The organism is Calditerrivibrio sp. (assembly GCA_026415135.1).
Taxonomy (GTDB): Bacteria; Chrysiogenota; Deferribacteres; order Deferribacterales; family Calditerrivibrionaceae; genus Calditerrivibrio.
In genome coordinates this window covers 58,894-74,386 of record JAOAHS010000035.1, presented here as the reverse complement: position 1 = coordinate 74,386, position 15,493 = coordinate 58,894, and the positions used below count along the sequence as shown (strand labels likewise).

The window sequence follows — 15,493 nt, the reverse complement described above, 5'->3', positions numbered from 1 at the left end:
TGACAAGAAAGATTTTATCGGTTAAAATAGCCTATGGGAAATTTATATTTTGATATGGTTTCCGGTATATCAGGGGATATGGCTCTGGCAGCTCTGCTTCAAAAGGTTCCATGTTTTGAAGAGTTGTCATCAGTTGTCTCCTCTTTGTTTTCAGTGGATATTAAGATCTCTTTATCGTTTGATCATGTACATGGTATAAAGGCAGCAGTACTAAACTTAGATATACAGAAAGAGCCCCATATTCACAGGGATTTTCGCTATATAAGAAGGAAGATAGAAAACTCATCCTTAGATGAATGTGTAAAAGAGGATGCCATTTCTATATTCAAAATAATTGCAGAGGCAGAGGCTAAAATTCATGGTAGTAATATTGATGAGGTGCATTTCCATGAGGTAGGTGGGGTAGATTCCATTGTGGATGTGGTGGGATGTGCCTACTTAATAAATAAAATAAAACCTGAAAAGATATATTCATCACCTGCAAGATGTGGTTTTGGGACTGTAAGTACGGCTCATGGTTTTATCCCGGTACCTGCACCAGCTACTCTTGAGATCTTGAGGGGTTTTCCTTTTGAACGGTTGGATATAAAGTCGGAGTTAACAACTCCCACGGGAGCTGCAATTATACGCTATTATGCAAAGGAGACTACATACTCTTTTAGGGGGGAGATAAGGGATATCTTTTACTCTGCAGGTAGTAAGAGGTTTGTCAATCATCCCAACATACTAAGGTTAATTGGGTTTGATGTGGGGATCAGTGCAGATAATTTATATATGTTCGAGACGAATCTTGATGATATCTCTTCAGAGTTTTTGGGTGGTCTTTTTGATACCCTTTTTGAAAAGGGGGCTTTGGATGTGTTTTATACACCGATTTTTATGAAGAAAAACAGACCTGCATATAAGTTGTCCATACTGTTGGATGAGAGCAGAAAGGATGAAATCGTACATATAGTTTTTCGGCATACAACTACGGGAGGTATAAGATTTTATCCATTAGGTAGGTATGAGCTTAAAAAAGAGAGCTTTAAGATAGATTATAAGGGGCATGAGTTTCGGGTCAAGAGGATTACTGGTGGTGGTGTTGATAGATGTTTGCCAGAGTGGGAAGATATAAAGCTTAATGCAGAAAAGCTTCAGATGCCACCCCTCATGTTATATCTGGAAATTTTAAAGTTAGTTTGAGTTTTATCCCTAAGGGGGTATAGATGAAAAGATATGTTTGGTTCAGGGTTATCGTAGTTGTATCTGTTGTTCTTTTTGTACTAATTTTATTCAAAATGAAGTTTCAGCTTGTTGAAAAGGTTTCGAATACCGTTAATGATTCAAAGTTTAAAATCAGAACGGCCCTTGGTATTGATCATAAACCTGATCAGAGGGTTGTGATAGTCGATGTGGATGAGCTAAGTATAAATAAATTGGGGCGTTGGCCGTGGGATAGAAGATTGATTGCTAAGATGATAGAGAATTTAGTTCAAGCAAATGTAGTAGGGCTTGATATCGTTTTTTCTGAGCCATCAAATGCTGAAAGTGATAAAATTTTAGCTGAAACGATATCAAAAAATGGCAATGTTATATTAGGCTTCTTCTTTAGGGATAAAGCAACTGAGAATGTGGAGGAAGATATATTTAATGTTCTATCCGAATTTTCCATCTTCCGGGTGAAGATGGAATCGAGCTCAACCAAGATAAGGGAGTTTCAATATATTGAAGCCAATATCCCGGAAATAAGTAAAGCAGGTATGGCAAGTGCTTTTTTCTCCATTGAGCCGGATGTGGATGGGCTTTATAGAAATTATCCCTTAGGTTATATTAGTAGAGGTGTTTTGTTTCCAAGTATGGGTTTTCAACTGTTGAGGTTTTATACCGGCAAAGATATAGAGGTTGTGCTTGATGATAATGGATTTAAAGAGTTTGCTATGGGGGATGTACGCTTAAAGGGGATGAATTATGTTCGGCTTAACTATTATGATAATGTGTCCTATGTTTCTGCGTATGATGTTATAACGGGAAAGCTACCATCTTCTTTTTTCAAAGACAAGATCGTCATTGTTGGTATCACTGAGGTGGGTGTCTTCGACTTGAGACCAACACCAATAGATCCAGTGACACCGGGGGTATCGCTTCACTATACACTTGTTTCAAATATTTTGAAAAATGATTTTTTGGTGGATAAACCACTGTTGGATATAGCTATAATCATTTTACTGCCCATCGTAGGTTTTGGTATATCTTTTATTACAAGATTAGGTCATAGGATATTTCTTTATATCATTATCTCCTTGTTGATACTTGGGTTTTCAAATACAGTTTTTATATTAAATAAGATATGGTTAAACGAGTTTTATCATCTTTTCGCTTTTGTTTTGGTGGCTGTAGCCACTGAGGCATTGCTATTTTTTATAACAGATCAAAAATCGCTGCAGATTAAGAAGGCTTTTTCTACCTATGTATCTCCAGAAGTAGTAGAACTGATGCTCAAAGATCCCGACCGGTTAAAGCTCGGTGGAGAAAACAGAGAGGTAACAATTATTTTTACAGATATAAGGGGTTTTACTACATTATCAGAAAAGCTGAGTTCTGAACAGGTAGTGTATATGCTTAACCAACTCAACACACCTCTTACAAGGATTATCATAGAAAATGGTGGGCTTCTGGATAAGTATATAGGTGATGCTATTATGGCTATATTCAATGCTCCGGTGGATATTGATCATCATCCAGACAGAGCTTGTAGATCTGCTCTACTTATGTATAGAAAGGTGGAGGAACTAAGCCAAAGGTTTCAAGCGGAGGGTTTACCTCCTGTGAAGATAGGTATAGGGATAAACACTGGGGAAGCAACTGTTGGTAACATTGGATCTGATATAAGATTCGACTATACAGCAATTGGTGATAGTGTAAACCTTGCTTCCCGACTTGAGGGGCTTAATAAGTATTACAAAACACATATTATAGTCAGTGAATCCACTAAATCAAAAACAACAGAGCCTTTTTTGTTCAGAATTGTGGATAAAGTGGTGGTAAAGGGGAAAACGGAGCCCATATCTATATTTGAGCTTATGGAAAAAAATGAAGATAATTTAGCTCTTGTCAAAGAGTTTGAGTTAGCATATAGTTTATACCTGGATGCTGAATTTAGGACAGCTAAGGAGGAGTTTGGTCGATTGTACGAAAAGTACAACGATGGGTTGTCCGAGTATTATAACAAAAGATGTGAAGAGCTTATAGCTCTAAACATAGAAAAAAATAGTTGGAACGGTGTGTATATTGCTAAAGAGAAATAGCTTGTTGATGGTAGCCAATGGGACATAATCTTACAATTATACTTTTGTCTATTTCCCTCATTTTGATATGTTCTAAGTTTTTGGGTGAAATCACAAAAAAGCTCTTTAAGAGTTCCCTTTTGGGGGAAATCTCTGCTGGTATTCTTTTGGGGCAATCGGTTTTTGGGTATTTTTTCCCGGATTATTACAATCTCACATTTAATGAAAAAGGTTTTAAAGAATTTTTAAGTCTTTTCAACAGTATTTCCGTGATTATGCTACTTTTGATTGCTGGGATGGAATCGGATATGAGGTCTATCCTAAAACAGAAGGTGATAGTTATAGCTGCTCCCCTAAAAATCTTCTTTGCTATTTTAGTTTCTTATGTCGTTTTTGGCTTTTTAATCAACTTAAACTTTAATAATATTGATAGGGATCTCTTCATCTTATCAATGGGTTTTGCTATTTCCATTACAGCTCTACCAGTTTTGGTGAGAATTTTATCTGAACTCAATATCTATCGATCGGATCTTGGCATGTCCTTGGTGGGGACAGCAATGTTTATAGATGTCATGATTTGGCTTGGGTTTTCTGTTGTTATGATCATCTCGAGGAAGTCCCAGTCTTCTGGTTTGTTTGGAATAGTACTTAAGATCGTTATTACAGTTTTTTTTGTTGTTTTAATACTTACCGTTATAAGACGCTATGTGGATAAAATGTTACCAATTATACAGTCAAAATTTAGTTGGCCTGATGGGGTTATTGCTTTTGTTTTTTCACTGTGTTTTCTGTTTGCTACTATTACAGAATCTTTAGGGGCACATGCCATAGTGGGGGCTTTTTTATCTGGACTTATTATAAGCGATTCCATGCATTTTAGGGATAAGATTCAGGCTAAGATAGAGGGTATAGTGAATGCCTTTTTTGCTCCGATATACTTTGGTTCGCTTGGTTTATACCTGAATTTTTTTAAAAATATCGATTTAAGACTAACTTTTCTATTTATTTTCTTGGGGTTTTTGGTATCGTTTTTGGCTGGCTTTTTCCCCCATTATAAAATAAATGGCTCGAAGAGAGAGAGTATTGCTTACGGTTACGGTTTGTCAATCTGGGGAGCGACCGATATAATATTCATGTCTATCCTATTTTCTCTACATTTTGTCAATGAGAAGGTTTTGGCTTCTTATATTTTGTCTGTTTTATTAATCGTTTTATTTTCACCTATTGTCTTAAGGCTTATACTTCCAACGAGATATCATTACAAATTTTATGATTATCTATCCGAAAAGCTGTATATCCCTAACATCCATGCCAAAACTGATAAAGAGGCTATTGAAGAATTAACAAAATCTATCTGTGACTTGCATAAGCTTGACTATGAAACGATAAAAAATTTAGTGCTTGAAAGGGAATCGCTCATGCCCACAGGGATAGGCAACGGTGTTGCAATACCCCATGCCCGTGTAGAAGGTATTAAAAAACCTATAATAGCTGTTGGTATCTCTGAAATAGGTATAGATTTCGGCAGTAGGGATGGAGATGCTGCCCATCTGATCTTTTTGATTCTTACCCCAAAACAGGATACTCAGGTGCAATTGGAGATACTGGCTGATATCGCTAAGACATTCAAATATTTTGAACCCCATAGCCTTGTTGGTCTTAAAACTCTGCACCAGTTCATTGCCTTTGTAAGAACGGAGCTATGGAATAAGTAGTAAAAATTTGCTATCTAAAAAAAGCTTACAAAAGGTGAGTGCCTGAGGGGGGACTCGAACCCCCACAGGTGTTACCCCACAGGATCCTTAGTCCTGCGTGTCTACCAGTTCCACCACCCAGGCTTTTTATGGGGATATATTTACTAACAGAAGTGATTTTTTTTGTCAACTAAAAATTGACAATTAGTCGGAAATACATTATCTTTTTGATGGACTTAAACTGTTTCTGGAGGTATATATGGCATATCCCATCGATAGGGGAAGACGTCTGAGAAGAAATGAAACGGTCAGAAGAATGGTTAGGGAAACTAAGCTCTCTTTGGACGATCTCATATTTCCCTTGTTCATTGCCGAAGGTGAAGGGGTAAAAAAAGAGATTGCTTCCATGCCTGGTATTTATCAGATGAGTATCGATTATGTGGTCAAAGAATGTATCGAGTTGGAAAAATTAGGTATACTGTCAGTGATACTTTTTGGGATACCAGCTCGTAAAGATGAGTGGGGTAGTGAAGCTTATAATGACAATGGTGTAATTCAAAAAGCCATAAAAGCTATTAAGCAAAATACAAATCTATATGTAATCACTGATGTCTGTATGTGTGAGTATACATCCCATGGACATTGCGGTATAATTAAAGATGGCGATGTGGATAATGATGAGACTTTGAAGTATCTGGCCATGGAGGCTTTATCCCATGCTAAAGCAGGTGCAGATATGGTCGCCCCAAGTGATATGATGGATGGAAGGGTTGCAGCGATTAGAGATATATTGGATGACAATGGATTTAGTAATATACCGATCATGAGTTATGCTGTAAAGTATGCTTCCGCCTTCTATGGGCCTTTTAGGGATGCTGCAGAGAGTACACCCCAATTTGGTGATAGAAGATCCTATCAAATGGATCCTGCAAACAGACTTGAGGCCTTAAGAGAAGCCAGATATGATATCGAAGAGGGGGCTGATATCCTGATGGTAAAACCTGCTCTACCATATCTGGATATAGTACGTGAATTGAGGGATCGTTATGACCTGCCTATTGCGGCATATAATGTAAGTGGGGAATATTCCATGATTATGGCTGCTGCTAAGAATGGATGGATTGATAAAGATAGGGTGATTATGGAATCTTTGACTGGTATAAAGAGGGCTGGAGCAGATCTTATACTTACCTATTTTGCTAAAGATGTAGCAAGAATAATCGACTAAAAACTATGTTGGATAAAAGCACCTGTTTTCTGTGGACTGATTCATCTCTTTATCCTTTGAAGATTGAATTAAAGGAGGAGCCTTTAATAGCAATAGATCATCAGGTGAAGTTGGTTTTTCTTAATATATCATCGTTTATAAAGGAGGGTATTTATCTGAATATGCTTTTATGGGGTGAAAAGGGTTCGGGCAAGTCTTCGTTGATAAAAAATATGCTGGCAAAGTTTTATAATGAGGGACTTAGGGTTGTTCAGTTTGTGGATAGCAATATTACCAGTTTGTACAAACTCTATGAAGCTATTTCAGATGCGGAATATAAATTTCTGCTCCTGTTCGATGATATCTCTTTTGATGCGGATAACGAGGGCTATAGGCGATTTAAGTCTATACTTGAAGGGGGGCTTTTGTTGCAACCTAAAAATGTTTTGGTTGTTGCCACCTCAAATAGAAGGCATCTTATTCAAGAAAGGGTTTTAGATACAGAAGATATCTACAGTAGAGATGATCAAAACGAAGCTATTTCTCTTTTTTCTCGATTTGGGTTGACAGTTGGTTTTTATCCTTTTAGTAGAGAGGATTATCTTAAGATAGTAAAACACTATTTTGTTATGTTTCAGATACCTTTTTGGGATAATTGGGAGAAAGATGCAGAAAGTTTTGCTATCCACAAGGGTGGTAGAAATGGCAGAACTGCGAAGCAGTTTGCTACATATATAAAGATTTTTGGAAGTTTAGATACTCTTTAAAAGATTGTTCAGCCAGATGTAGCTACTTAGTTTGGCATCGTTGAAAAGTATTTCATCAATATTTAATTCCACAGCCAGTTCTATAAACTGGGGATAATTTGCTTTTTCATCAAGTTCAGTAAGCTTAAGAAGGTTCCCTAAAAGCCCTTCTTTTTTGAGAATAGCAGTGGCTATCTCTTCATCAACGTTGAGGTCTTTGAGAATCTCCTCCATCTTTACTTTGTAGATGGCATCAGCTAAAGATAGCACCCCTAATAAAAAGCCCTTGTCGATTAGTTTGTTATCATTGCTTGTTTTTTCTAATAGGTACTCGATGGTCTTACCTCTTATTATGGCGTTTTGAAAAAGGGGCGATGTGGCAGGCGACTCTCCTTCAGCATAACTCATGAGTAGTAGCCAGTTTTGAAGTTTTATTAATCCTATAAGGTTTATAGCATGGACTATCGATTTGATGGTTGTCCTGAAATAAAAAGCAGCTGAATTAATAAACTTTAATAGACTGATGGTTAGGTTTGGGTCTATCTCAAAATAGTTAGCTATCTCTGTGGTTTTTGCGTTTTTGTTGATAGCACTTATAATTTTGAAAATTATAGTTCTGTTGGAACTATGTCCTTCTCTTACAAGTATAGTGGGTCTTTCAAAATAATAACCCTGGAAGAAGTCGTAACCCAAATCCCTCGTAAAAATAAATTCGTCATAGGTTTCAACTTTTTCGGCGAGGAGCTTAGCCTTTAAGGTTTTTAGGTTTCTTGTCTTTTTGATCAGATCGTATTTAGTAGAACCTCGGATGTCAACTTTTATGTAATCCACTATCTGGAAGAAGGGCTTGAAAGTATTGACATATTCATCTGTAAAAATGAAATCATCCAGTGCAAAATGATAACCCTTGTTTTTCAGTTCAAAAACTCTTTTTATCAGCTTTTCATCTACCTTAGATGTTTCAAGGATCTCGAAAATGAAACGGTTCTTGTCGAGGATCTCGATAAAATCGTTCATGATAAACTCTTCGTTTACATTGACGAAGCCTTTAGCATTATGCAAAATGTTATCTATACCAAACTTATCAATGGCGTTTAAGATGGTTCTGGAGATGGCATATCTGGCATCTTTAAAATTTGCAGCATTTTGACTGCTGTCCCTAAAAAGCAGCTCATAAGCAAAAACAGCGTTGTTTTTATCTAATATCGGTTGTCTACCTATATAAAAATTTTGCATGCTTAAAATATATCCGATTATTATCTGAAATACAACAAATTTTTGATTGGTACAAGATAAATGTAATAGTAAAAAGCTCAGGCAGTTGCCTGAGCTTTGGGTTACGACTATTTTCTTACCTTTACACCTATTTTTATTGGATCATCTTTATAGCCCAGTGCTTTCCAATCAAATCTTTTACCACTCATATGACAATCGTTGCATTGAAGAGCAGATTTGGCTGGAACAACCTCGTGATTAATAGAAACCCATTGTTCAGTGGATACAAATCCAAACTTGCCGCTAAAAGGTATACCAGCAGCTTTTGCACCATCTTCAAGGGCTTTTTGCCAATTTAAATGATCCCAATAACCGCCAACGGTATTTGGAGTGAGTAGATGTTTGTACTCTTCATCGTAGGGCTGTTTACCTGCGTGAACTTTAAATGGATAGATCTTTGATTTTGGGTCTTTGATACTACCAACAGGAGCTGATATCTTAACAACCTTCTTTGGATCGATCTTATCACCTTTTATGTAGCGGTTTATAGTGCCATTATACCAGGCATAAGTTGGGACGACATTTTTCTCCCACTTGAAATCACCTTTTATCTTTGCGTAAGTCTCTTTTCCATGCTGTTCAGGTATATCTTCCTTTTCCTTACCAGCGGTTGACCAATCCCAAAATACTTTTGTAGCTTGACCTTTTGCAAAATAAGGGATATGGCAGGTTTGGCAGGCTATGGTGTTTGTATGTTTGGAGAGGATCTTATTGTCTTTATGTATATCACCATGACATGTTTTGCATTCTACCCTGCCCTCATGAACACCTGTCATAGTGGAAGCACCTGAAATCTTGTGGTTTTTAGTCACATGGCATTCTTGGCAAGCAAAATCGAGCTTACCCATATGTACATCAAGCTCGGGTTTGGGTTTAGCAAGGGTTGAGTCTAAGTCACCATGTTTTACTGCATCTCCACCACCACCAAAGAAATGGCAGCTACCACAGTTGTCCCTTGTGGGTTTACCGATATTTTGTGCTGCTTTTTCGAGATTCAACATTCCAGATGCAATGGATTGGGGGTTGATATTTCCTGCTACACCTGTTTTCTTAGCATTAAAGTAAGCTTTTTCCTTGGTATGGCACATCAGACAATCTATGTTTTCCTTGTTTTTGAAATCAAAAGCTTTGTCCTGCCAACCATACCCAGCGTGACATTTGGTACACCCTTTCCAGTTTCCACCTTCAATTGATATGCAGAAGTTGTTTAAGAGATTTGCTTTACCGATTTGTTCTTTGGTTTTTTTAGCCAACAGTTTTGGATCACCTTTCCATGTCCAGTGACTGGAAGCCATGAAATCGTTTGCCTGTTTCTCGTGACATTCGAGGCATTTTTTGGTTACATCTTTCCCAGTTTTAAAATCACCCTTTACCAGATCGGCGTGATTGACTTGAGCGATTGCCGTGCCAGTATAGACCAGGAGCACTAGCAACAAAAGTGTTTTTACTAGTTTCATAAAACCTCCTTCTTATTTTGTTTCAATTTATTAGTCATTCCAATTGTGACCTAATAAATTAACCCCCCTATATAGTATAATTAATAATGTGTCAAGGGATTCGATTATAGCATAGTATTATCAATATATTGCAAAACATCTATGTTTTGGGGACTGTATTTTGTATACAAAATAAAGAGATGGGGCTTCCCCCATCTCTTTAGGCAAATAATGCGGTACTTAGGTAGCGTTCACCAGTATCAGCAACAATAAAGACGATATTTTTATCTTTGGCTTCTTCCCTCTGAGCTACTTTCATTGCTGCGGCTAAGTTCGCTCCTGAGGAGATCCCAGCCATAACACCCTCCTCAGTAAAAAGTCTTTTGGCGGTATCGATAGCCTCTTCATCGTCGATGGTAATCACTTCATCCACAATGCTCAAATCGAGATTTTTAGGGATAAAGCCTGCACCAATACCCTGAATCTTGTGGGGGGATGGGGTATAGGGTTCATTGTTTAGAAATCTTGTGATTGCTGGTGATTTTGAGGGCTCCACTGCTATAGATGTTAACTTTTTAAAGGAGACTTTTTTAAGAAATCTTGAAGTGCCTGATATTGTGCCCCCAGTTCCAACACCAGCTACTAAATAATCTATATCTCCTTTTAGATCTCTATAGATTTCTGGGCCTGTTGTGGCTTCATGGATCTTGGGGTTTGCTGGGTTGTCGAATTGGGAGGGGACAAAATACCTATCAGGGTCTGTACTTATGAGTTCGTTAACTTTTTCTATGGCACCTCTCATACCTTTTTCAGCTGGTGTAAGGATCAATTCGGCGCCGAAGGCTTTCATGAGAGCTCTTCTTTCTATACTCATAGATTCTGGCATTGTTAGCTTTATCTTAAAGCCGATAGATGCTGCGACCATGGAAAGGGCGATGCCAGTATTGCCACTTGTGGGCTCAAGTATCTCCATCCCCTCTTTTAAGGTACCCCTTTGGATGGCATCAATAATCATGGCATACCCTATCCTATCTTTTACTGAGAAAGCTGGGTTACGGCTCTCTAACTTTGCATATAGCCTTGCTTTCGTATACCTGCTGATTTTTGGTAGGAAAACAAGTGGGGTATTACCAACTGTTAAATAGTATTTTTCATAGAAGTTGTTCATAGGTAACCTCACCCATTCAAAGCATTGTTAAGATCTTCGATAATATCGTCTACATTTTCTATACCAACAGATAGTCTAATAAAATCATCTGTGACGCCAGATTTTAATCTGTCCTCAGGGCTTAATTGTTGATGTGTTGTACTAGCTGGGTGTATGACTAAAGATCGAGCATCACCAATATTAGCTAAATGGGAGATCATTTTCAACGAATTGATAAACTTTTTGCCTGCTTCATACCCCCCTTTTACACCGAAGCCTATGATAGCTCCGTAATTACCCTTTAAATATTTTTTAGCATTGGCATGGTCTGGATGGGACTCTAAACCGGGGTAGTTTACCCAGCTGACCTTAGGATGAGATTGAAGATATTGGGCTACTTTAAGGGCATTGTCGCAGTGTTTTAACATTCTTAAGGGGAGTGTTTCTAAACCTTCTATGATCAAAAAAGCATTGAAGGGGCTAATGCAAGCACCTATATCCCTTAAAAGCTGTAACCTTATCTTTATGGTAAAAGCGATCCCTTTTACTACAGATTTGTCGTGGGAACCAAATGTGTTCCAGTAATTTAAACCATGGTATGATTCATCGGGTTCTGTCATTTCAGGGAATCTACCATTGTCCCAGGGGAAATCACCTTTTTCTATTATAGCTCCTCCTAAGCTGGTTCCATTGCCAGAGGCAAATTTTGTTAGGGAATAGATGACAATATCTGCACCAAATTCAAAGGGGTTAAGTATGTATGGGGATACGGTATTGTCAACTATTAAGGGGATGCCGTGTTTATGGGCAATATTTGCTATGGCCTGATAGTCGTTTACATTGTTTTTGGGGTTGCCGATGCTTTCAATGAATAGTGCTTTTGTGTTGCTATCGATAGCTTTTGCAAAGTTATCTGGATCGGAAGAGTCTACAAATTTTACCTCTCTACTGAGCTTTCTCATCGTATACTTAAAAAGATTGTATGTGCCACCGTATAAAAAGGATGTGGAAACAATATTATCTCCCGGTCTTGTGATATTAAGTATTGAGTAGGTGATAGCTGCTTGTCCTGAGGAGACCACAAGGGCTGAAGTGGCACCATGAAGGGCAGCTAACCTCTTTTCAAGGACATCCTGTGTGGGGTTCATTAGACGTGTGTAAATATTACCGAATTGCTTTAAAGCGAATAGATCTGCTGCATGTTCTGTGGACCTGAACAGGTAAGAGGTGGTTTGGTAGATGGGTACTGCTCTTGCACCTGTTCCATCGGGGTCGTATCCGTAGTGAAGAAGTATTGATTCGGGGTTTTTCATCTGTTCCTCCTAAAAATTTTATATTACAAAATCCAGCGAGCCTGGAGATTGTGATTTTAGTATATCCTCGAGGGTTATAGAGTTTAATAATTGTTTATGTTTTTCATTTATACTGGAGAATAATTCTTTGAACACACAGTTGTTTTTAAGATACTTTTCACACTCGAAAAGGTTTAGATTGCTTTCAACTGAAGATAGTATCTCTAATAGCGTAATCTCTGATGGGGGTCTCTTTAGGTAGAAACCTCCATTAGGTCCTTTTTTAGAGTCGAGGATGCCGCTGCTTTTTAGTTTCGACAAAGTGATTTCCAGAAAACGTTTGGGTATGTCTGTGGAGTGGGATATGGTGGAGGCTTTTATGGGGTAGCCAAGCCTACCTATATAAAATAGAGCATATATCGCATATAATGATTGGGCTGTAACTTGCATATAACCTGCCTTTTTGAGGAATATATATCGAAAAAGATGAATTGTCAACATAAAAATCATGTTTTTTATGATAAATATGATAGAGATGAAATAAAATGTTGAACTAATTCTACATTATATTAAAATATCTTTATGGGGGTGCAGATATGGTGAATAGAAGGAGATTTTTAGAAATAGGTTCTTTTACGCTGGCTGCAATGGCTATCCCATTGTATAGCAAATCAGAGATAGGTAAATCTGATGTATATGTTGCCGAGTCGAATGATCATGCTAAAGCGGTGCGGGCAGCAGTTGAGATGGCAAATGGTATTGAAAGGTTTGTGAAAAAAGGGGATGTTGTTGCAATTAAGCCTAATATGGCATGGGCAAGGGAGCCGGAGTTCGCTGCCAATACCAATCCGGTAGTGGTGGCGGAGGTTGTAAGGTTGTGTTATAAAGCTGGGGCAAAAGAGGTGATTGTAACGGATAACCCCTGTGATAACGCCAGAAATGTGTTCAGTTTATCAAAAATACCCCTTTTTGCCCAGAAGGAGAATGCAAATGTTTTTATCCCTCAGAGTAGACATTATAAAAACATGGATATAGGAGGAAGGTTTCTTACAGACTGGCCTGTCCTTGAAGTATTCAAGAAAGCGGACAAAGTGATCAATATACCAGTTGCAAAAGATCATGCTTCCTCAAGGGTAACGATAGGTATGAAGAATTGGATGGGTGCAATTGGTGGAAATAGGGGTTTTTTACATCAGAATCTACATCAGGCGATATATGAGTTGGCTGCGTTTTTTAAGCCAACATTAACTATTGTAGATTGCACAAGGGTTATGTTAAAGGGTGGTCCAACTGGTGGGGATCTGAGATTTGTAAAGGAGCTCAATAGGGTAATCGTAAGTACTGATGTGGTAGCGGCTGATGCAATAGCCTCTGAGTTTTTGGGTGTCAATCCCCAAGATGTTCAGTATCTGGTGATGGGGTATAAAAACGGTTTGGGTAATATTGCTAAAACAAACATCAGTATGAGATATGAAAAGCTTTAGGGTTATATCCCAGAGTATTTTTTTTATAATATTTATTTATATTTTTTTATCAGCGATCATTGATAGCGGTATTTATAGTGAAAGCTTGGTTTTGAAAGGGGGGATAAAATATATTTTTGCGGTGGATCCGTTAGTTGCTCTTACAACACTTCTGTCCACATACAGGCTTGAGACTATCTTCTTGTGGTCTATCCCTTTTTTGTTGTTTACTGGGGTGATGGGGAGGTTTTTTTGTGGTTGGGTCTGTCCAATGGGGACGTTAAATCACATAGTTAGTATGTTTTCAAAAAAGGTGGATACTTACAGGTATGATCTTCACAAACTTAAGTACTATCTTTTTATCCTATTGGTAACATTATCTCTTTTTGGTATAAACTTTTCAGGCTACCTTGATCCACTGTCTATATTGGTAAAAGGTTTGAGTATCTTTATTTTGCCGATTGTTTCCCAGATTTATGATGTGAATATATTTCCTGAGGTATTTAAGAATTTTCTCTTCTATAATGTGATGGGGAGAGAAAGGTTTTATTATCATCAATCGATGTTTGTTGGGTTATTTTTTTTGTTCATCCTTGGGATGAACTTATATTATAAAAGATTCTGGTGTGTGGCACTTTGCCCTTTGGGGGCATTGTATGGCTTTATTGCAAAGTTTTCTATGTTTAAGATCAGGAGATATAATGGGTGTAGTGGCTGTCAGCGCTGCGATAGGGCTTGCTATGCAGGCCAGAAACCTTCGATGGGCGAGATAAAAAGTTCGGAATGTATGCTCCTATTTGATTGCCTCAGGCAGTGCCCTACTGGGGTTTTAAAATATGAAAAAAGTCTACCCTATTCTAAAATCGATCTTGAAAAAAGGAGCTCCATCCACGCTTTAATGTCCGGTTTTATAGCAGTTTTACTAATTAAATCAGGTAGGAAAGACCCAATGAGAAATGAACACCTTATAAGACCTCCCGGAGCACTTGTCGAATCGGAATTTTTATCAACTTGTATAAGATGTGGTGGTTGTATGAAAGTATGCCCAGAAAACTTTTTACAACCTGCATTTCTACAAGCAGGGTTGGAAGGGCTTTGGACGCCAGTTGGTGATCCTAACTATGGCTATTGTCTTTACAATTGTAACTTATGTGGGCAGATCTGCCCTACGGGTGCTATCAAAAATCTTCCCTTGGCAGATAAAAAAAGATTTGTTATAGGTACTGCTTATTTCGATAAAGATCGTTGTCTACCTTACGCTTTTGGGATAAATTGTATGGTATGTGAAGAACATTGCCCTACGGCTCCTAAAGCGATTGTTTTTGAAGTGGGCGAAATTACCACCATCGATGGCCTCAAAAAGAAGGTGCATCTACCGAAAATAAAACCGGACTTGTGTATAGGCTGTGGTATATGTCAATATAAATGCCCAATAACAGACAAACCCGCGATATATATAACTGCTGTAAAAAAAGGCGGAACAATGGGGGTGCAGTGATATGAGAGTTTTTATATTAGTCTTAGTAATGTGTGTTTCCTTCATCAACATGCTATGGAGCTACGAGCCACCTAAAAAACTACTGAATATAAATTTGACAAGGCTAGTAAAGGGTAATGAGGCCATAGAAGAGATACACAGGTTGCATGGGACAAGGTTTCCGCTCGTGGACGGTTTTGTGGCAGAGTACAGCTTTAAAGATAAGTTGATAATTATGTGGGGTTCAAAATCAAAAAACGAATACGAAGCTAAGAGACTATTTGAAGAGATGCATCGTAAAATGCCCCACAGTAAGGTATTTATGGGCTTAAAAAAAGTTAAGATAGCTGATATAGATGCCTATTATGTATCAGGCATGGATATGGATAACTACTATTTTCTCTTAAAAGATACCAACTATTGGGTAGCAGTTAAAAATAACGATGCTGTGAAGGTGATGGAACAGATCATAAAAGGTATAAAAAAATAA

Annotated in this window: 13 protein-coding genes and 1 tRNA gene; 8 read left to right on the top strand and 6 right to left on the bottom strand. The window is 37.9% G+C overall.

What is annotated here, in order from left to right:
* Positions 1-33 precede the first annotated feature (33 nt).
* Genes larC through N3C60_06800 form a run of 3 tightly spaced genes read left to right on the top strand, consistent with a single transcriptional unit; the run spans position 34 to position 4,981 of the window.
* Positions 34-1,185 carry a nickel pincer cofactor biosynthesis protein LarC gene (gene larC / locus N3C60_06810; protein MCX8084609.1) on the top strand — a complete coding sequence of 384 codons (1,152 nt, stop codon included), beginning with the start codon at positions 34-36 and terminating at the stop codon, positions 1,183-1,185.
* Between the two features lie 23 nt (positions 1,186-1,208).
* Positions 1,209-3,287, top strand: a complete 2,079-nt coding sequence (locus N3C60_06805) for an adenylate/guanylate cyclase domain-containing protein (protein ID MCX8084608.1) — start codon at positions 1,209-1,211, stop codon at positions 3,285-3,287.
* Between the two features lie 17 nt (positions 3,288-3,304).
* Positions 3,305-4,981, top strand: coding sequence for a cation:proton antiporter (locus N3C60_06800; protein MCX8084607.1), 1,677 nt, complete (start codon positions 3,305-3,307; stop codon positions 4,979-4,981).
* A gap of 39 nt (positions 4,982-5,020) precedes the next feature.
* Here N3C60_06800 and N3C60_06795 read toward each other — a convergent pair.
* A tRNA-Leu gene (locus N3C60_06795) sits at positions 5,021-5,104 on the bottom strand.
* Between the two features lie 115 nt (positions 5,105-5,219).
* On the opposite strand from N3C60_06795, the gene hemB reads away from it, so the two are divergent.
* Entirely contained in the window at positions 5,220-6,188 is a 969-nt protein-coding gene (hemB, locus tag N3C60_06790) for a porphobilinogen synthase (GenBank protein ID MCX8084606.1), read from the top strand.
* A gap of 5 nt (positions 6,189-6,193) precedes the next feature.
* Positions 6,194-6,934: an ATP-binding protein gene (locus N3C60_06785; protein MCX8084605.1), complete on the top strand. Its 741-nt coding sequence runs from the start codon at positions 6,194-6,196 to the stop codon at positions 6,932-6,934.
* Here the strand turns inward: N3C60_06785 and N3C60_06780 are convergent.
* The 5 genes from N3C60_06780 to N3C60_06760 form a co-directional block, all read right to left on the bottom strand.
* A complete protein-coding gene (locus tag N3C60_06780) occupies positions 6,920-8,149 on the bottom strand; it encodes an HDOD domain-containing protein (protein MCX8084604.1) in 1,230 nt (409 codons plus the stop codon). The genes N3C60_06785 and N3C60_06780 overlap by 15 nt on opposite strands.
* A 107-nt stretch (positions 8,150-8,256) precedes the next feature.
* Positions 8,257-9,645, bottom strand: a complete 1,389-nt coding sequence (locus N3C60_06775) for a tetrathionate reductase family octaheme c-type cytochrome (GenBank protein ID MCX8084603.1) — start codon at positions 9,643-9,645, stop codon at positions 8,257-8,259.
* A gap of 199 nt (positions 9,646-9,844) precedes the next feature.
* Positions 9,845-10,792 carry a cysteine synthase A gene (gene cysK, locus N3C60_06770; protein MCX8084602.1) on the bottom strand — a complete coding sequence of 316 codons (948 nt, stop codon included), beginning with the start codon at positions 10,790-10,792 and terminating at the stop codon, positions 9,845-9,847.
* A gap of 8 nt (positions 10,793-10,800) precedes the next feature.
* Entirely contained in the window at positions 10,801-12,084 is a 1,284-nt protein-coding gene (locus N3C60_06765; GenBank protein ID MCX8084601.1) for an O-acetylhomoserine aminocarboxypropyltransferase/cysteine synthase, read from the bottom strand.
* Positions 12,085-12,102: 18 nt separating this feature from the next.
* A complete protein-coding gene (locus tag N3C60_06760; protein ID MCX8084600.1) occupies positions 12,103-12,513 on the bottom strand; it encodes an Rrf2 family transcriptional regulator in 411 nt (136 codons plus the stop codon).
* A 146-nt stretch (positions 12,514-12,659) separates the two neighbouring features.
* Here N3C60_06760 and N3C60_06755 point away from each other — a divergent pair, with 146 nt between their 5' ends.
* From N3C60_06755 to N3C60_06745, 3 genes are all read left to right on the top strand, one after another.
* The gene (locus tag N3C60_06755; protein ID MCX8084599.1) at positions 12,660-13,547 is read left to right on the top strand and encodes a DUF362 domain-containing protein; all 888 of its coding nucleotides are present in this window, start codon (positions 12,660-12,662) and stop codon (positions 13,545-13,547) included.
* A 121-nt stretch (positions 13,548-13,668) separates the two neighbouring features.
* On the top strand, positions 13,669-15,024 hold the full coding sequence (locus N3C60_06750; protein MCX8084598.1) for a 4Fe-4S dicluster domain-containing protein: 1,356 nt from the start codon (positions 13,669-13,671) through the stop codon (positions 15,022-15,024).
* Position 15,025: 1 nt separating this feature from the next.
* On the top strand, positions 15,026-15,493 hold the full coding sequence (locus N3C60_06745) for a hypothetical protein (protein MCX8084597.1): 468 nt from the start codon (positions 15,026-15,028) through the stop codon (positions 15,491-15,493).